General features: G+C 53.1%; 17 protein-coding genes and 2 tRNA genes. 8 read left to right on the forward strand and 11 right to left on the reverse strand.

The genetic code is table 11. The features are described from left to right. The first annotated feature begins 72 nt into the window (after window positions 1-72). The 4 genes from FQ179_RS02980 (at window position 73) to FQ179_RS02995 (ending at window position 2,526) form a co-directional block, all read left to right on the forward strand. A complete protein-coding gene (locus tag FQ179_RS02980; protein WP_149395787.1) occupies window positions 73-1,302 on the forward strand; it encodes a cystathionine gamma-synthase family protein in 1,230 nt (409 codons plus the stop codon). Window positions 1,303-1,625: 323 nt separating this feature from the next. Then, a complete protein-coding gene (locus tag FQ179_RS02985; protein ID WP_149395788.1) occupies window positions 1,626-1,898 on the forward strand; it encodes an HU family DNA-binding protein in 273 nt (90 codons plus the stop codon). Between the two features lie 100 nt (window positions 1,899-1,998). Then, a tRNA-Val gene (locus FQ179_RS02990) sits at window positions 1,999-2,074 on the forward strand. A gap of 98 nt (window positions 2,075-2,172) precedes the next feature. Then, a complete protein-coding gene (locus FQ179_RS02995; RefSeq protein ID WP_255474809.1) occupies window positions 2,173-2,526 on the forward strand; it encodes a hypothetical protein in 354 nt (117 codons plus the stop codon). A 162-nt stretch (window positions 2,527-2,688) separates the two neighbouring features. On the opposite strand, the gene FQ179_RS03000 is transcribed toward FQ179_RS02995, so the two are convergent. After that, window positions 2,689-2,961 (reverse strand): BrnA antitoxin family protein, encoded by a 273-nt coding sequence (locus FQ179_RS03000; protein WP_149395789.1) that lies wholly within the window; start codon window positions 2,959-2,961, stop codon window positions 2,689-2,691. 4 nt (window positions 2,962-2,965) lie between these two features. After that, window positions 2,966-3,274: a transcriptional regulator gene (locus FQ179_RS03005; RefSeq protein ID WP_149395790.1), complete on the reverse strand. Its 309-nt coding sequence runs from the start codon at window positions 3,272-3,274 to the stop codon at window positions 2,966-2,968. A gap of 112 nt (window positions 3,275-3,386) precedes the next feature. On the opposite strand from FQ179_RS03005, the gene FQ179_RS03010 reads away from it, so the two are divergent. After that, window positions 3,387-3,719, forward strand: a complete 333-nt coding sequence (locus FQ179_RS03010) for a phage tail protein (RefSeq protein WP_149395791.1) — start codon at window positions 3,387-3,389, stop codon at window positions 3,717-3,719. Window positions 3,720-4,212: 493 nt separating this feature from the next. Here the strand turns inward: FQ179_RS03010 and FQ179_RS03015 are convergent, their stop codons facing one another. Together FQ179_RS03015 and FQ179_RS03020 are read right to left on the reverse strand one after the other, a co-directional pair. Next, window positions 4,213-6,795 carry an EAL domain-containing protein gene (locus FQ179_RS03015; protein WP_149395792.1) on the reverse strand — a complete coding sequence of 861 codons (2,583 nt, stop codon included), beginning with the start codon at window positions 6,793-6,795 and terminating at the stop codon, window positions 4,213-4,215. A 341-nt stretch (window positions 6,796-7,136) separates the two neighbouring features. Next, entirely contained in the window at window positions 7,137-9,449 is a 2,313-nt protein-coding gene (locus FQ179_RS03020; RefSeq protein WP_149395793.1) for a heavy metal translocating P-type ATPase, read from the reverse strand. Between the two features lie 448 nt (window positions 9,450-9,897). Between FQ179_RS03020 and FQ179_RS03030 the strand changes: the two genes are divergently transcribed. Beyond that, the gene (locus tag FQ179_RS03030; RefSeq protein ID WP_149395794.1) at window positions 9,898-10,077 is read left to right on the forward strand and encodes a hypothetical protein; all 180 of its coding nucleotides are present in this window, start codon (window positions 9,898-9,900) and stop codon (window positions 10,075-10,077) included. A 93-nt stretch (window positions 10,078-10,170) separates the two neighbouring features. Here the strand turns inward: FQ179_RS03030 and FQ179_RS03035 are convergent, their stop codons facing one another. The 6 genes from FQ179_RS03035 to FQ179_RS03060 form a co-directional block, all read right to left on the reverse strand. Then, entirely contained in the window at window positions 10,171-10,464 is a 294-nt protein-coding gene (locus FQ179_RS03035) for a hypothetical protein (RefSeq protein WP_149395795.1), read from the reverse strand. A gap of 726 nt (window positions 10,465-11,190) precedes the next feature. After that, window positions 11,191-11,526 carry a type II toxin-antitoxin system HicB family antitoxin gene (locus FQ179_RS03040; RefSeq protein ID WP_149395796.1) on the reverse strand — a complete coding sequence of 112 codons (336 nt, stop codon included), beginning with the start codon at window positions 11,524-11,526 and terminating at the stop codon, window positions 11,191-11,193. After that, window positions 11,523-11,777 carry a type II toxin-antitoxin system HicA family toxin gene (locus FQ179_RS03045; RefSeq protein WP_149395797.1) on the reverse strand — a complete coding sequence of 85 codons (255 nt, stop codon included), beginning with the start codon at window positions 11,775-11,777 and terminating at the stop codon, window positions 11,523-11,525. The genes FQ179_RS03040 and FQ179_RS03045 overlap by 4 nt, the downstream gene beginning before the upstream one ends. A gap of 672 nt (window positions 11,778-12,449) precedes the next feature. Beyond that, window positions 12,450-12,526, reverse strand: a tRNA-Pro gene (locus FQ179_RS03050). A gap of 64 nt (window positions 12,527-12,590) precedes the next feature. Continuing rightward, entirely contained in the window at window positions 12,591-13,964 is a 1,374-nt protein-coding gene (locus tag FQ179_RS03055) for a TrkH family potassium uptake protein (RefSeq protein WP_149395798.1), read from the reverse strand. A gap of 3 nt (window positions 13,965-13,967) precedes the next feature. Beyond that, window positions 13,968-14,618, reverse strand: a complete 651-nt coding sequence (locus tag FQ179_RS03060) for a TrkA family potassium uptake protein (protein ID WP_149395799.1) — start codon at window positions 14,616-14,618, stop codon at window positions 13,968-13,970. A gap of 172 nt (window positions 14,619-14,790) precedes the next feature. Between FQ179_RS03060 and FQ179_RS03065 the strand changes: the two genes are divergently transcribed. Further along, entirely contained in the window at window positions 14,791-15,912 is a 1,122-nt protein-coding gene (locus FQ179_RS03065; RefSeq protein WP_149395800.1) for an alkene reductase, read from the forward strand. Between the two features lie 82 nt (window positions 15,913-15,994). Next, window positions 15,995-16,408 carry a BPTD_2524 family lipoprotein gene (locus FQ179_RS03070; protein WP_149395801.1) on the forward strand — a complete coding sequence of 138 codons (414 nt, stop codon included), beginning with the start codon at window positions 15,995-15,997 and terminating at the stop codon, window positions 16,406-16,408. A gap of 34 nt (window positions 16,409-16,442) precedes the next feature. Here the strand turns inward: FQ179_RS03070 and FQ179_RS03075 are convergent, their stop codons facing one another. Continuing rightward, entirely contained in the window at window positions 16,443-16,901 is a 459-nt protein-coding gene (locus FQ179_RS03075; RefSeq protein WP_149395802.1) for a GatB/YqeY domain-containing protein, read from the reverse strand. Between the last annotated feature and the right edge of the window lie 101 nt (window positions 16,902-17,002).

Here is a 17,002-nt window from a genome sequence, read left to right on the forward strand (position 1 = left end):
TGGCCGGCTGCCTTTGCCTGAGGCGGCCGGGGCTGCCAGTTTTGGCTCAGGTTTACTCTCTCCGTCGCTACCATGAAGAAAAACGGCTTTACCACAACCATCGTCCATGCTGATCGTCGCGCCCACTCTGAATTTGGTGCGGTTCACGCGCCTCTGCATCCTTCATCTGAATACGCGTTTGCCGATTCCCGCGATCTGACTGCCGTCTTCCAGGGCAGGCCAGGTTTCACTTATGCTCGCCAGGGTACGCCGACCACGGCAGCGCTCGAAAACAAGATTACGCAAATGGAAGAGGGCATTGGCACTGTTAGCTTTGCAACCGGTATGGCTGCGCTGACAGCAATATTTTTTACGCTGCTCAAGGCGGGCGACCACTTGATCAGCAGCCATCATATCTTTGGCAATACCAATAGCCTGCTGGCCACGCTGGCAGGGCTGGGCGTGGAGGTTTCGTTTGTCGACGCCACTGACGTCGCCAATGTGGCTGCTGCTTTGCGCCCTGAGACTCGTATGGTGTTCACAGAGTCGCTTGCCAACCCCGGTACCCAGATTGCAGACCTCAAGGCCATAGGAGACTGGTGCAGCGAGCATGGCGTGGCGTATGTGGTTGACGGCACCCTGACCACGCCTTTGCTGTGTCGCGGTAAAGACGTTGGCGCTTCATTAATATTTAATTCGCTGTCCAAACACATAGGTGGCCACGGTAATGCGCTTGGTGGGGCGGTAACCGACACCGGGCTGTACGATTGGTCAAAATACCCCAATATTGCTGAGCCCTACCGCAAGGGCAAGCCCGCTTCATGGGGGCTAACGCAGATCAAGAAAAAAGGCCTGCGCGACATGGGTGGCACCTTGTCTTCGGATGCGGCTCACCGCATTGCAGTGGGTGCTGAAACATTGGCCCTGCGCATGGAACGCATATGCGCCAATGCGCTCGGACTGGCGCAATACCTTGCGGAACACGCGCGGGTTGTGAAAGTGCACTACCCAGGTCTGGCCAGCCATCCACAACATGAGCGGGCTGCCGCGTTGTTTCAGCAGCGCTACGGGGGCTTGATGGGCATCGAGCTGGCCGCAGATGTTGACGTGTTCGAGTTTTTGAACCGTTTACAAGTGCTGGCACTGGCAACCCACCTGGGTGATAACCGTACTCTGGTACTGCCCGTTGCACACACCATTTATTACGAGATGGGCCCGCAACGGCGCGCCGAAATGGGTATTTCAGATAACTTTCTGCGTGTCTCTATAGGTATCGAAGACTTTGAAGATCTTCGCGCCGATTTCGAGCAGGCTCTGACGTAGGCCGCGTTTTGATCGCCACGAGTGCAAATTTTCACGTTAGTCAACAGTCTTGAACTGAAAGTTTACAATTAATTAATAGGCTGTTGTGAAACGCCTAAAAGTAAGCATATATGCGGGTTTTGAGGGCTTTTCCACTTGACACGCCTGTCTTTCAAAGGCTTAATACGCGTTAGCCAGCTGAGTGCAGTTGTTGCCAGCAGCGCTTCCTAGTTGCGCCCGGGTTGTCGTCCACAATAGGTACGGCAGTGGTGTGCGCCTAGTTTTTAATCAAGCCAAGTTCGGGTGCGGGCTTGGCCAAAATAATTTTTTAGGGGTAATCCTTAATGAACAAAACAGAGCTTATTGAACACATCTCCACCAAAGCCGATCTGTCGAAGGCTGACGCTGGCCGCGCGCTTGAGGCGTTCATCGGCGCCGTCAAAACCACACTGAAGAAAAAAGACTCAGTGACGCTAGTGGGCTTTGGCACCTTTGCTGTAACTGAGCGTGCTGCCCGCACCGGTCGCAACCCACGCACCGGCGAAGCGATCAAAATTAAAAAGGCCCGTGTGCCTAAGTTCCGTCCTGGCAAAGCCCTGAAAGACGCCGTCAACTAATGTTGGCTTAGCGTGTTGCGCCAGTGTGCGCAATACGCTATAATATTTTTCTTGTTGAAGTTGCAGCGCAAGTGGCCCACAGAGCTTTAAATTCTGATACGGGTGCTTAGCTCAGTTGGTAGAGCGGCGCCCTTACAAGGCGTAGGTCGGCGGTTCGAACCCGTCAGCACCCACCACAAAACCTGCAATAAAATTAGGCACTTAGAGCGATCTAAGTGCCTTTTTTTATTGTCGAAAGCAATCCTGAAAGAGCGCCGCACGAAGCAAGGGTTATGTGCAGTTTCCTGATCATCCGCTGCGCAGCCTGCCAGACGGGTATGCACAATACACTGCCACGGATGTGGCCATCGCGGGTGTTTCGCGCATCGATATAGAGCGAGACAGACGCCTTGAAAAGGGCGGGTATGAAAAGATCCTGTCTGTGATCCAGGGCGGCGTGTTGCCGCGTAAGCGCCGGCCGTTCAAATTACAGTACCCAGCAGCGCTGCGGCTCATGTTTGTTCTGGCGCTAGAGTCTGCGATGCGGCTGCGAGAGATGTATACGCTGACACTGGATCAGTCGATATCGACCAACGTACGGTTTTTCTCGATAAGACGAAAAACGGACATAAGCGGCAAGTTCCATTGAGCTCCGTGGCAGCGTCCACGCTCTTTAGCAGCATAGGTGGCGGTGGGGGGGGCTTCATAGCTGCCGCAACGAGTTGGCTATTTGGATGAGCTATTGCGCTCTCACCGTCCCGGTGGTGTCGACTGGAGGATTAGGAATGGTCAGTTCGTTTAGATATTCGGGTTAATTGTGCTCGCGCAGCCATTCTCGTAAGGCATTGTTTGCGCGTGTTTGCCAACCAGGGCCGGTGGCGCGCAACCCTTCTAGGACATCCGGGTCAAACCGGATAGTCGTGGATACTTTACGTACTTCCGCCGTGGAGCCCGCAGGACGGCCAGGGCGTCGTGCTTGGATTTCGTCAGGAGTATGCACGCGGGCATGCTCGCCGCTTTTTGCCTGCCGGACAGACTCCAGCAGATCACGCTCAAACTGGCTAAGTTCATTGGTTTTAGGCATGAAGTTACCTTACAAGTTTACGCAGTTCTCTCAGGAACGCCTGAGAAAGATTATCGGTGGTTGATTTGGGATACACGATCAAAAGACTGACCGTACCGTCGGCCAACGTCGTGTAGTAGATGACCCTTACGCCACCTCGCTTACCAGTGCCGGCGCGGCTCCATCGGACTTTTCTCAGCGGTGTGGCGCCGGGAATAACATCCCCAGATTCCGGGTTTTGCGCAATCCAGTCTATGAACGCTTCGCGCTCGTCGTCACTCCATACAGAGGCCGCATATTGCATAAATATGGGCGTTTCAATGACGGTAAGCATGAGTTTATTGTAATAACATTAAATTAAAGCAGCAAGTATATATTGTTAATACAATTAATTGAATTGATATTTCTCAGGCTCTGCTAACGCAGGGCCTTTTTTATGGTGAGGTATGGCAAAGGTATTTACATGGTCGCCATCCATTGATGCCAAGGGCGAGGTGACCTATCGCGTGCTCGAAGCTCAGGTTGGCGACGGCTTTAAGCAGTCTGTGGGCGACGGCATCAACAACCGCAGCCAGTCATGGCCACTCACGTTCAAAGGCCATTCTGAAAAGATCCTTCCTATCGTTCAGTTTCTGGACGAGCACGAAGGCAGCAAGCCCTTTGAGTGGACGCCTCCGCTGAGCAAAAAGGCGCTGTTTGAGATGAAGGGCTTTTCGCTGATTGAGCGCGGCACTGACTATTACGTTCTGACAGCAAAATTCCCGCAGGTCTTTGCATGATCAACACAGCCCGCTGCAGTTTGATGGCATGCAATTGCCCAGCCGCGATGTAATCGCCGGCATGTGTTGGTGGCTCGTTTGCCGAGGTTGTCCGCAGCGCTGTGGATGGCAAGACGGTGAACGGCTATCCTTACCCATGCAGGGTTTTATGATAGGCGGTTTACACAGTTTTATTTACAGGCTCAATGAATACGTGACGTTGGACGAGAACAATCCGGCCCGTTTACGCTACCTAGAACTGGCCGGCTTGCTCTTGGCGGCACCTTGGGAACTGTTTTCCTATTGAAGGCGTAGGTCGGCGGTTCGAACCCGTCAGCACCCACCACAAAACCTGCAATAAAATTAGGCACTTAGAGCGATCTAAGTGCCTTTTTTTGCTTGGTGCCCCAAGCTGTTATCGGTATTTTGGCTGGCACGATACGCCAGACTTATACGTTTTAAAAAGCCAAGTATTGTGCCGTGAGGCGGGTTTCCCGTGCATAAAGCTTATCGATCAGAATTGGGCTGTGTTTTTGTCAAGCAGCTCTTCCAGCTCGCTCAGTCGAGCGGGCCGACTAATAAGGTAACCCTGGAATTGGCGGCAGCCATGTTGGTAAAGATAATCGCGCTGTTCTATGGTTTCAACACCTTCAGCGACGATCGTCATATCCAGACAGCCCGCGAGAGTGATGATGGAATCGATGATTTTGCCGGCGTTGGGGTTTGACAAGGCAACGCTGACAAAAGGTTTTGCGATTTTTATCTCAGAAAATATCTGTTGCTGCAATAGATAGGCCAGCGAGGAATAACCGGTTCCGAAGTCGTCCAGCGAAAAGGTGACTCCCTTTGCCTTCAGCTGCCGCAACTTGCTGATCGTTGCCTGGGTTTTTTTCAAGAAAATGCTTTCTGTGACTTCGAAGCGTAGTCTGTGCGGATTTGCGCCTGTTTTTTCAAGAATGTCCTGAACCGTGCTTACGAAGTTAGGATGATGAAGCTGGCGGGCGCTGACGTTAACAGAAATCGAAAGATGTCGTCGATTTGGTTGATGTGCCCAAGCCACTAGCTGCTGGCATACCGTTTCGATCATCCAGGCTCCCACAGCGATGATCAGGCCAGACTCTTCCGACACGAGAATGAAGGTGTCCGGATTGATCATACCGCGCCTGCTGTGCTGCCATCGGATCAGCGCTTCGACACCTATTGCTTCGCCGGCTTCGTTAACTTGCAACTGATAAAAGGGGATAAATTCGGACTGTGCCAGCCCTCTTCGGATATCAAGCTCAAGGTTCGACCGGGACAGCACACTCTTTTCTGATTCTGGGTCGAAGAAACTGACTGTTTCGTTTTCTGAGTTCTTGGAATCATGCATCGCAAGTTCGGCGCGCTTGATCCATAGATCAGCCGACCGGCATTTGGACTCCGAGAGGGCAATGCCGATTTTCATGGAAATCTGCTGCTCACGACCCTTTACTCGCAGCAGTGACTCAAAGGGTAGTTGCAACTTTTCAGCATACTCCCGCGCATAGTCGGCGAGTCTCTGACGGTACTTATGCTGATAAGCCGGGATGATGACAAACTGGTCGCCGCCCACCCGTGCTAGAAAATCGCCTGGTTTTAAGCCACGCGACAACACTTGTGTCACTTTGACGATGATACTGTCGCTGATATCCCGACCAAAAGTCACCGCGATCCGCTGAAAATTGCTCAGGTCAATAAATAGCAGCGCCGCGTACCGTTCTGTTTCAGCACAGTCGGCCAACAGCTGGGACACACGGTCAGGAATGCCTCTTTCATTGGGAAGACCGGTAAGCTGGTCGGTGCGGATTGATTCTGATAACCGTCCCTGAGCAAGAATGCGTTTGCCAATTTCGTCTTGCAGAGCACTGGTGCGATTCTTGACAGCCCGCTGCATTAACACATTCCAGAGCAATAAGATGAGCACGAATAGTGCTGTGGCAATCGTCGCGATCAATATTTTGCGCATTAACCGGCTTTTCTGACTGCTGACCGGATCATAAAGAAACTGCTGCACCGGCCGCGCCGCTGGCGCGATGTTCATGTTAGTTAGCGTATTCGCAATCCGCTGCAAGCGCTTGGTATTCATGTGTCCGATATCTACGAGATCAGCAAGCACCTGACCTTTCATTTCATCGGCCTGTTGCATCAACCTTTCTTGCGTGACTGAGCCGGCGTGCCCAGACTGAAGAATGAAACGTACGGCATCGTCGGGATGCTCCATCGCGTACATCCATCCTTTCTTGCTGGCGCGCAGAAAGGCTTCTAGTCGTTCTGGATGAGATCTGGCCTCATCGGCATGAGTGAACAGGGTATTGCCATAAAAATCAATGTCATAGTCCTGCGTATTTATCTCGTTGTAGGCAATATGCCGCGCATCAAGACTGGCAGACTCCCAAGTAGAGTGCACACCAATAACATCTGTTGTGCCTGTAAGCAGTTCCTCCATCCGCGCATCGCCGTCCACTATAGTGACTGCGGACAGGGGTATGTCTTGCTGCTGCAAAAGCACCTGCAGATGGGTCAGCCCGTTTTCTTTGTCCACGGTGATTCTACGTCCGCGCAGATCCTCGGGCTCAACGATGTTGTTGCTTTTCAGACTGATGAGTTTGAATGGGGCGTGTTGGTAAAAGGAAGCAAGCGCAATAAAGGGAGCACCTTGCAAATATGCTGCCAGAACAGAAATGTCGCTGATTCCGTACTCGGCGGTTTTATCCGCAACGCTTCGCAGTGATGATTTGTTTCGGCCACCCGGCAAAATCTGCACGTCGAGCCCCTCTGCACGGTAAAAATCAAGTGCCTGGGCCGTATAGAACCCTGCTGCCTGAAAGTACGGCCGGGATTTCAACTGTAATCTTATTATTTCGGGCTCAGTCGCCCCGGTGGCGGGCTGGAACGGGAGCACGCATATTGCAAGCAGTAGAGAGCACCTTGCAATGAGTATCAGCCTCAGAGCGTGTTTCAGGCTGGATTTCAATGAACTTCCTTGCACAACGGGGTGCTTGCTGCCGTATAGCTTGTCATGTAGGCGAAATCTTAAGTCGTTGAACAGGATTGCCACGCAGAATGCATCGCTCTGCATGATCGGATCGGGTTGTCTGACTGGCAATAGATGATGTTCGCTATTATGGCACCGGATGGTTCACAGATAATCCACACTGCATGAAATTTTTGAACGAAGATCTAATACCAATTACCAGTGTAATAAGAAAACCGCAAGGTTTATGGTGATGGCCGGGTGAGTGAACTAGACTGTCGTATTCGCAAAATGGTTCGCAGGTGACCAGGTTACAGTCAGGGGCAGTTTTGTTTGACTCATCAGAGCGCTCAAGTCGGACCAATACGCCCGCCATATTCCAGTCATTTTTATGTCCAAATGTCAGCGAACCTGGCAGACGAGATTTACGCCGCACCAAAAGGGATTTAGACCGTATCAAAATTGCGAAACAATTCATTTTCTTGTGCAAAGTGCAAATCAAGAACAATATCGAGGCGGTGCAGCACCCCGTGGATTTCGCGTAGGCTGGGTGCAGAGCTGGCGCTGCCGCTTGTTGCATCCACGGTGATGCGTTCCAGCAGCTGTAGCAACCTGAAGATCTCGCGGTGGCTTTGGCTTAGCGCTGCGAGCGGATCGTCGCCGCCCAGCTTTTCAGCCAGCTTGGGATAGAGTTGCGCCTCATCACTTTGTTCGTGCGGCAGCAATTGTTGCTGCAATTGTATGATTAGCGCACTCAACTCGCTCAATGCCGTTGACCGAGGAAGAAGCAGCAATCGATCTGTCAGATCATGCGTGCGCGCAAGCAGGGGAGCTAGAAAGGCGTGCTCCCGTTCGATGTGTGTCAAGGCCTGCGCGCTAAGGGAAGGCGACGCAACGGCGCCACGCCCTGCGCCGATTGCACGCAAGGCGTTGGCAATAACCGCTACATCGATGGCTTCTTGAAGAATGGCACCCGTGAGTGGCGGAAGCTGGCCTATCGCTGCTGCCGACATGGCAAGCAGCGATAAGCCCATGCCCACGACAATGCTCTGCTTGGCGATGCTGTGGGTACGATGTGCGATATCCAGCGCCTCTGCGATCCGATCAAGACGATCCGTCAGCAACACAACATCGGCCGTGTCACTGGCAACTGTAGCGCCGCGCGCTCCCATGGCAATGCCTACGCTGGCAGCCGCCAGCGCCGGCGCATCATTGATGCCGTCCCCAACCATAATTGAAGGTGTTTCTGCCGGAGCCTTTTCAATTAGCGACAACTTGTCCGAAGGATGAAGCTGAGCGTGCACCTCATCGGCACCTACGGCCGCGCCCACGCTTTGGGCCGGCTCAAGGCGGTCACCGGTTAGAATCACAATGCGCTGAATGCCCGCCTGCCGCAACTTGCGCACCGCGCGTGGAGCATCGTCACGCAGTCGATCCGCAAAGCTCAGCGCACCAAGCATGACGCCATTGACCACGACAAAACTGCCGGTGGCGTTGTCATAGTCCATCTTGCGCAAGAATGCCTGGGCCCAGGCCGAAGGAGCGGCGTTACGGATGGCGTAAGCATAGCTACCGAGGACCAAATGTTGATCATCAACCCTGCCACTCAGGCCAGCCCCGGCATCTTCAAGAACGTCACAAGGTGTGCTCAGGACGAGGCCACGCTCTTGTGCGATACGGACGATATTTTGTGAAGCCACGTGTGTCGAAGCCTGAGCCAAGGATGCCACCACCCGCACCAGCTCGTTTTCTTCCATGTGGCCACCGGTTTCAATCGCCAGCAGGAGCATCTTGCCTGTCGTCAAGGTTCCAGTTTTGTCAAAAAATAGCATGCGTGCCCCAGCAAGAGCCTCGAGCACGGCACCGCCTTTTACGAGAATTCCACGCTTGGCGCATCGTGACAAGCCCCCCACGATTGCGACGGGCGCTGCCAGAATCAGCGGACAGGGTGTTGCGACAACAAGCACGGCAAGCGCGCGCACGGCCTCACCGCTGAGTAACCAGGCCATCCCCGCGATGCCTACGGTCAGCGGAATGAACAGCAATGCAAAACGGTCTGTCATGCGGGTGAGCGGCGCATGCGAACGTTGCGCCTCTTCAACCTGCCGGACGATGCCTGAATAGGTGCTTTGCGCTGCTGGACGAGCGGCGCGCATATCGAAGGGCATGCTGGCGTTTACGCTGCCGCTTTGGATACGTGAACCCAGAACGTGCTTCGCTGGCTGCGACTCACCGGTGAGCGACGACTCGTCCAGAATGGCAACGGGGTCGAGCACATCGCCGTCCACCGGAACTAGCTCCCCTGAACGTACCAGTAAACGATCCCCGACAACGACTGTTGCGATGGGAATTTGTTCGAGCCCGTCGTTGTTGTTCTTATGTCGCCACGCATAGATTGGCGCTCGCTCAATGAGTTTGCTGATCTCTTTTTGTGCCCGTCGCAGCGCGTATGCCTCAAGTGCCTGACCGCCGGTTAGCATTACTGCGATGACAGCAGCTACCAGTGACTGATCGAGCAGAAGTGCACCGATAATCGCTAGCAGAGCGATCAGGTCGACGCGCACCTCTCTATGCCAAAGACGTATTGCGCTCTCGATCAGCAACAGGGCGGCAACGAGGACCGCACTGGCGATCCAGCACCAGTCAGCGAAAGCAGGGTTGCCGCTCCAGTGCAGGATTGCCCCACTTACCAGAGCCAGCACACTTAAGGCAAGCAGGACTGTGTCGTTGTATTTCGGTTTTTTTAAAATCTGACTCATGCGGCCTCTGAGTTTTTTCACTTGGTGATAGCGGTGTTAGATCGTTCCATGCAACTGGCACGTCATGGCAGAGAGAAGGGTATTCGGTTGGCGCGGTTATTGTTTGAAAATACGAATGGTCCCGACGAAGCTTAGGCTTTTTCCGCAACCTGGTGGGGTAAGTTTTAGATATTAAAGAGTTGACGGCTGCGAGTTAGCCTTTTTGTTGAATGAGTATCGCAAGTGTATTTAAGACCTTAGTCGGACATAATTGAAGCTGTTACCTTGAAGCGTGAGTGCCCGGCCCGGTCAGACAGATCGCTGTGTAAGTATTCGGCAGCGACAGACCTATTGTCGATGTTTGGCCGCAGGGTTTGTGGCAGGTGAGGGTATATGTGGTGGTTTATCTCGAAAGGGACTAGGCGCACTATTAGCCTACGCAAGGCAAATAGTCGGGAGATAAATTTCTATGCCCAAGCTTAAACCGGCAACCCTATTCCCCCGTAAAGAAGAGGACAACGCGATCAATCGCGGCATCGCGTCTGACCCAGACACGTATGAACAGCGCGTTACGCGACTGGCTTGGGTTGCATCAAGTGTGAGAGAAAAAAGACTTGGATCAACGCTGGGTAAAAGCGTATTAATCTAGACTTGATCTGACAAATACTGTTCGATCTGTCAGACAGAGGACAACCTGAAACAGCCTGTCGAGGAACTCGGTAGCTGCTGGCATTGATATTGGCTACCTCTCCATCCTAACCTCAAACCACGCCTCAGTTTCGCCCATATCTCGGAGCCCTTCATTTCGAGCTCGCGTAGCGGCTGCGATCCATTGCTTGGCCAGCGCAATATCTTCTGTCGACATTTCTGCCTCTGCTGTATCTTCGGCAGTCTGCCAAGCGCGGTGTGCAGTCAGGACGATGTCTGATCCACCGAGCGCTCGCTCTAGCGTTCGGCGAAACCGCTCTTCGGCATCGCTCTTGGCGCGCTCGGTGATCTCGGAAGGTGCATCTTGAAGGGCGATTGTGTATGTCATGGCTGCCTCTCTGAAAAACTGTTTATATAAACAGCTTTTTACCATGAAAAGAGATTAGGCTTTTGGTGTTCTCGACTGTTCGATCATGGCATTAATAACCAAATAGTCCACTAATCGGTCCACCAACGGGCAAGGGCTTACAGAAATAAATCTGTAAGCCCTTGATTTTACTGGTCGGGACGGTGTCACCCAAAAGGGCTGTCTAAGAGCTTGATTTCATTACTGTTACAAAGAAAATAATGAAATCATACGCCCATTCATACTCTCATGCAGCCATGTATTCGTTTGGCCGCGACAGCCAGTCCAGAATATGTTCACCCCGCCACAGTGTGCATTTATGCCCGAGCTTGATAGGTTGAGGAGCTCGTTTTTCTGCCACCATTTTACGCCACGATGTTTCGCCGTTTGGGAGCAAATGCCTGATCTCCGCCCATCGGTATAAACACTGCGGAATGATGTCCATATGTTTGGGGGCTGATCGGGCGGGCTGAGAAGATCCACTCAGCATAGCTGCGCTCCATGGGGAGTTGTTAACCCAAAGAGCACGGCGCTATTTGGCCGGTGCCAGCGGCGCGGTTGCATTGCCTTTGTCAGTGGCGGAAATCAATCAGGTAGTGAGTGCCTATGGCTCAAAGTTGATTCGTCTTGAGTTGGATGCTTGCCTATTTGCGCTGGATCGGGAATATATGAATGAGGTATAGCCTGGGTAAGATCCTAACTACTAATCTACGCATGGGCAGCTTCTCGAATGGCGTCGGCAACCCACTGATTCAAGCTTTCCCCACTGGCCGCAGCGGCGGTAGCGGCTGCTTCGTGAATTTCGGGGGAAACGCGTAAAACAAACTTTCCTGAAAAGCGCTTACGAGGCTCGATGCCTCGCTTGGCACACTCATCAAGAAACGCAGAAAGGGACTGTTCACCCTCGCAGCGCAATCCAGCGACATCGGGAGCGTAGAAATCGGCCCCGCCGTTAAGTCCTACAAATTCACCCCTAAACATTTCGATGTCTGGGTCGAAAGTAATGACGGCCGGTTGACCGTCAATGGTCATTACGTTCTTCATGGTTTGACTCCGTTATCTTCAAGCCATTTTCGGATGGAGGCTACAGCGCCTTTGTCTATATCTGGGGATGGATGAGGGCGATGCATAACCTTTACTTGATCAAAAAGGAACACGGCAACACGTGAACCTTCTCGCTCTGTAATTTCGGCACCAAGCTCCATAAAAAGCCCGACGGCATCGTTCCATTTAACGCCGGCAGGGGTTGGTCTAGAAAAGATCAGCTCCAGAGTTTTCCGATGCTTGGCTTTCATGAAATTAACGATACTATAAAACAGTATCAATTATAAAGATTTGGTTTGAATACGCTCATGACATTTGAAGGGTTTTATGATCCGCTTCGGCGGATTTTTTTAGGGTTCCGCATGGCACAAGAGTCTCGCTTATCTATTGTCATAGAGTCAGGAAGCGCAGAGCAGCAGGCTGTTGACCTTGAAAATACACTTGCAGCAGTTGATAAGGCGGGCCTGCGGGTATCAGGCACAGCCCAAAAGGTAGCTCGTGAACTGCACGAAGCGGGTAAGGCTGCTGGCAGGTCACCGCAACCTGTAAGCACTGGGAGCAAGAATTCTATGTGCCGTTCTACCGCATCATGGAAGAGGACGAGACCGGCGCCATGGGGCCGGGGCATATGTGTCGGTTTAATCACTACCTGACCATGGGCGTGCCGTCGCCATGGCTTCGGCCTTGCTGTATCTGCTTGCCGACAGCGCAGGTCGGTCAACGGTGCAATGATGCGCGCCACTTCCATACCCCCAAAAATATTTCGCATACCCCCAAACATACCCCAAAAATTTTGTGATGGCAGGCGAGGGCATACGAACCAAAGCGGCAGAAATTGGGCAATAAAAAACCCGCAAAGCCAGTGGCCATGCGGGTTTTTGAAGGTCTATGATGATTGTTACGGCATCATAAACCGTTATCTTTGGTCGGGACGGCGGGATTCGAACTCGCGACCCCTTGCACCCCATGCAAGTGCGCTACCAGGCTGCGCTACGCCCCGAAGAAGAACGAGAGTATATCCTAGATGAAACAGAAGCACAAACCACATACGAACAGACTATGAATTAGCCCACCTGGAATTGGGTTTCAGGGTAGCGAACACGGCTGCGTTTTTGCGTTGCAATACTGTATACCAACGTGAGCGGCCCGAGCCGCCCGGCGAACATGAGCACGGTCAACATGATCTGACTGGGTGCAGAAAGCGTTGGCGTAAGGTTGCGCGTAAGGCCGGTGGTGCTGACGGCCGAGACGATCTCAAACAATATGGTGATGAAGGGCGCGTCCTCGAAAACAGTCATGAGTAGTGTGCCAATGAAGATTAGTGCTGACGTAACCAGCACCAGAGCCAACGATTTTTGTACTGTTTCAGGCGAGATCGAGCGCCGAAGCAGTACTACTTCTTTGCGCCGAAAAATATAAGACCATGATGCGGCAAGCAGTACCACAAACGTACCTACCTTGATGCCGCTGGCGGTACTTAGCGAGCCGCCGCCCACGAACATGAGCAGCATGATCACCAGGGTTGAGCTGTCGCGCATTTGTGTGATGTCTACCGTCGTGAAGCCTGCTGTTCTGCTGGTAACGCTGTGCATCCAGGCCGCCAGCGCCTGCTCGTGTATCGACAGGTCACCCAGGGTTGTCGTGTTGTTGAATTCGAGCAACCATAAAACGAAAAAGCCGATGACATTAAGCGCCAGGGTACTGATCAGCATGATTTTTGTGTAAGGCAACAGCCTGGCCCAGCTGCGCTTGCTGCTGACATCACTGAGTACCGAAAACCCGATCCCGCCGAGAATAATAGAGAATGTGATGACCATCACGGTAACGGGATCGCCAACAAACTGAGCAAGACTGGCAGGAAATAATGAAAAGCCGGCGTTATTGAACGCGGCAATACTGTGGAAAATGGCTCTGTATATCGCTGTTATCCAGGGGTAGTCGCGTGACCACCAAAGAGCCAGGATGATCGCCATGACCAGCTCTATGCCTAAGGATATTTTTACAACAGATGAGGCTGTGCGTCGTATGCGCGATACATTGGTCTGGTTGAACGCCTCGAGGGCAACCGCCTGGTGCGTCAGGCTCAACTTTTTGCCCAACGTTACGGCGGCCAGTACCGCAAAGGTGACAAAGCCCAGGCCACCTGCCTGCACCAACAAAATCAGTACGATCTGCCCAAAATGAGACAGTTGCGCTGCCGGGTCGATAACAGTTAGACCCGTAACGGTTACGGCAGAGGTTGCCATGAAAAATGCCGAGAGCAGGCTGACGGGCTCGGTGCCTGCCACCGGTAGCGACAATAAAAGCGTACCTAATGCAATCAGGGCGAGAAACCCGGTCGCCAGCATAATGGGCGGGCTGGCGCGAACCTGGCCAGTGCGCCGGATGCGCTTATAAGACGACTGATAGTCGGAAAACGAGGGAAGCCAATTGCGCATGAATCAGGCCAATTTTGGGGCAATGGTTTTAAGTACCGAAAGCTGGCCCAGCATGACCAGCACGTCTTTGGCCTGTAACTGAAATTCGGGGGGTGGGTGTACCGTAACCTGGGTTTTACGCTTGATCAACAACACGTGCAGGTCGCTCATGTTGGTGACCACCTTGCTTAGCGCCACGCCTTCAAGGCGTTCGCTTACGTCGATCTCCACGATAAACTCGCCGTTTCCAATCGAGATATAGTCATTTACCATGGGGTAGCTGAGAGCCTGCGCCACCCGTGCTCCCATTTCTTCTTCAGGGTGAATGATGCGCTGCACCCCAAGCTTGCTTAAAATAAGATGCTGGGCATGCGACGAGGCCTTAACCCAAATGGTGTTAATGCCCAGCGACTTAAGGTGCACCACACAGACCAGGCTGGCCTGCACGTCTTCGCCGATGGCCACAAGCACCACGTCGTAGTTGTCTAGCCCCAGTTCTTCAAGCGCTGCGCGGTCGGTGACGTCGGCAATGACCGCACGAGTAAGGCTATCGGCATGTTTGTCGATCAGTTTTCCGCTGGCGTCCACGGCCAATACCGAGTGTCCCATTTTCATCAGTTCAAGCGACGCTGATGCGCCAAATCGCCCTAGGCCTATGACGGCGAACTGTCCCATGTGTTGTTCCTTGATGAGTGTCTGCAATGCCCGGCAACAGATACGATAATGGAATCGCGGCCTGGCAGTGATGTCTGAAATCTGGTAAAAACCCTTATGGACAATGGCAATGAGTGGTGGGGTTGTTTTTGGTACTGTATCAACGACCCACTGCGATGCCCACAGGCAGACTATGACTAAATTGTTTGAGCCCTTTCAACTAGGGGCTGTAATGCTACAAAATCGTATTGTAATGGCACCGCTGACGCGCAACCGTGCGTCTGAGGGGCGTGTGCCCAATGACATGATGCGTCGTTATTATTGCCAGCGGGCATCTGCTGGTCTTATTGTGTCTGAAGCCACCTCGATCTCGCCGCAAGGGGTGGGTTACCCGCATACGCCGGGTATTTGGTGCAGCGCCCAGGTCGAAGGCTGGAAACGCATTACTCATGCCGTGCACGAAAAGGGCGGCAAAATGTTTTTGCAACTGTGGCATGTGGGGCGGGTGTCAGACCCCGAATACCTCAGTGGGCAAATTCCGGTAGCACCCAGCGCAATTGCCTGCGATGGGTATGTAAGCCTGTTGCGCCCAAAACGTCGGTATGTAACGCCACGCGCTCTGCACATCGAAGAAATCAATCGCATTGTTGCTGATTTCACCGAGGCGGCACACAAGGCCAAAGAGGCTGGTTTTGATGGCATTGAAATACATGGCGCCAATGGCTATCTTATTGATCAGTTTTTGCACGATGGCAGCAACCGGCGCAATGATGAGTATGGCGGCTCTATTGAAAACCGCACACGGTTTTTGTTGCAGGTGGTCGATGCATGCATCAGTGTTTGGGGCGCAGACCATGTCGGCGTTCATCTTTCACCGGGTGGCGGCGCTCACGACATGCACGACTCCAACCCCCGTGCGCTGTTTTCATATGTTGCACAAAAACTTGCCGAGCGGCAGATCGCGTTTCTTTTTCTTCGTGAAACACCTGGTGAAGCCGCTTTGGCTCCCGAAATAAAGCGTGTGTTTGGTGGTTGTGTCATTGTCAACGAGCAGTACGACCTGGCGTCGGCGCGTCATGCACTTTTAGAAGAGCATGCTGATGCAGTGGCTTTTGGCAAGGCATTTATAGCCAACCCCGATCTGGTGCAGCGACTCAAAGTTGGTGCGCCACTTAATGACTGGGACGCCACAACTTTCTATACAGCAGGGCCCAAGGGGTATATTGATTATCCTGTCATGTGTGCTGATGTCGAGCCTTCTGCCGGTTCGCTCGACGATACGAAAAAACTGTCACAATGCGCGTCGGCATGCTAACTTTGCCGTAATGCCTGCTTACAGGCACAATACGGTAGCCCCGAATTGGCGGGCACTGTGGCAGGTTTGCAAGGAGGGTTGGGTGAAAGCGCCAATTACAGTAATTATTTCGGCGATCGTGCTGTCCGGGTGTGCGCTGGGCGTACAGCCTGATGGCTCTTCTCCCAGCGTTTCATACACTGCACCGCGTCCTTATCAAGCCGTGTATTTACGGGTTCAGAGCCAAGCCGAGCTCTGCCTGCGCGGTGACAAAGATCAGTATGATGTCTACGCTGAAGTTGATCCGGCCAGCCAGACGGGTTCAGTGTCTGTGCGCGGGCCGCTGTCAGATCTGGTGGTGGCGCGTACTGAAATCAAAGCAGTTGACCAGGCAAATACCCAGGTTACCCATACGGTGTGGGGTGTTAAGCCGTGGGATGAAGGCGCACTGAGCGCCATGCGGCGCTCAGTGATGCTTGATACGTCTGTGTGCGTGGCTTATCAGGCCGAACGCTAACCGGGTTTGCTGGGTGCGCGGCAAGCCTGGGTTGCTACGCTAGCTGTGCCTTTACCTGAGCTGACAGGGCAGCCATGTCGGCGCGGCCTGCCAGTCGTGCTTTTAACAGCGCCATAATTTTGCCCATGGCGGGCCCCCCGGTAACGCCACTTGCGGTCACCTCTTCGATGGCGGCGGCAATGGCAGCGTCAACTTCTTCTTGAGATGCAGCCTGCGGAAGAAACTCTTGCAGCACGGCCAGTTCGGCTTTTTCTTGCTCTGCCGTTTCGACACGGCCAGCCTGCTCAAAGGCAGCAATAGACTCGCGACGTTGCTTTACCTGTTTTTCTATGATGGCAACAATGTTGGCGTCGTCGAGTTCGGTTCGGTCGTCGATTTCTTTTTGCTTGATGGCGGCTTGCAAAAACCGCAGTGTACCCAGACGGGCCGAGTCTTTGGCGCGCATGGCTGTTTTGACGGCATCAGAAATCTGTGGCTTGAGCGTGTTGCTCATGGTGGCTTTCCTTTGTGAAGAAGTACGTATTTTAATGGATAAATGCACACTGCCGGGCGGCTGATCCAAGAGCGCGGCAAGCCTGGGCCAGACAATATCTA

The organism is Pusillimonas sp. ANT_WB101, assembly GCF_008369125.1.
In the GTDB taxonomy this organism is placed as follows: Bacteria; Pseudomonadota; Gammaproteobacteria; order Burkholderiales; family Burkholderiaceae_B; genus Allopusillimonas.

Coding starts and splice junctions, on each gene's coding strand:
- FQ179_RS03000 (WP_149395789.1), bottom strand. CDS start 2,961: ATGCCTAAAACCAATGAACTTAGCCAGTTTGAGCGTGATCTGCTGGAG.
- FQ179_RS03005 (WP_149395790.1), bottom strand. CDS start 3,274: ATGCTTACCGTCATTGAAACGCCCATATTTATGCAATATGCGGCCTCT.
- FQ179_RS03075 (WP_149395802.1), bottom strand. CDS start 16,901: ATGAGCAACACGCTCAAGCCACAGATTTCTGATGCCGTCAAAACAGCC.
- FQ179_RS02985 (WP_149395788.1), top strand. CDS start 1,626: ATGAACAAAACAGAGCTTATTGAACACATCTCCACCAAAGCCGATCTG.
- FQ179_RS03045 (WP_149395797.1), bottom strand. CDS start 11,777: ATGAAAGCCAAGCATCGGAAAACTCTGGAGCTGATCTTTTCTAGACCA.
- FQ179_RS03060 (WP_149395799.1), bottom strand. CDS start 14,618: ATGGGACAGTTCGCCGTCATAGGCCTAGGGCGATTTGGCGCATCAGCG.
- FQ179_RS03015 (WP_149395792.1), bottom strand. CDS start 6,795: ATGCAGAGCGATGCATTCTGCGTGGCAATCCTGTTCAACGACTTAAGA.
- FQ179_RS03030 (WP_149395794.1), top strand. CDS start 9,898: ATGCCCAAGCTTAAACCGGCAACCCTATTCCCCCGTAAAGAAGAGGAC.
- FQ179_RS03065 (WP_149395800.1), top strand. CDS start 14,791: ATGACTAAATTGTTTGAGCCCTTTCAACTAGGGGCTGTAATGCTACAA.
- FQ179_RS03035 (WP_149395795.1), bottom strand. CDS start 10,464: ATGACATACACAATCGCCCTTCAAGATGCACCTTCCGAGATCACCGAG.
- FQ179_RS03020 (WP_149395793.1), bottom strand. CDS start 9,449: ATGAGTCAGATTTTAAAAAAACCGAAATACAACGACACAGTCCTGCTT.
- FQ179_RS03055 (WP_149395798.1), bottom strand. CDS start 13,964: ATGCGCAATTGGCTTCCCTCGTTTTCCGACTATCAGTCGTCTTATAAG.
- FQ179_RS03040 (WP_149395796.1), bottom strand. CDS start 11,526: ATGAAGAACGTAATGACCATTGACGGTCAACCGGCCGTCATTACTTTC.
- FQ179_RS02980 (WP_149395787.1), top strand. CDS start 73: ATGAAGAAAAACGGCTTTACCACAACCATCGTCCATGCTGATCGTCGC.
- FQ179_RS03010 (WP_149395791.1), top strand. CDS start 3,387: ATGGCAAAGGTATTTACATGGTCGCCATCCATTGATGCCAAGGGCGAG.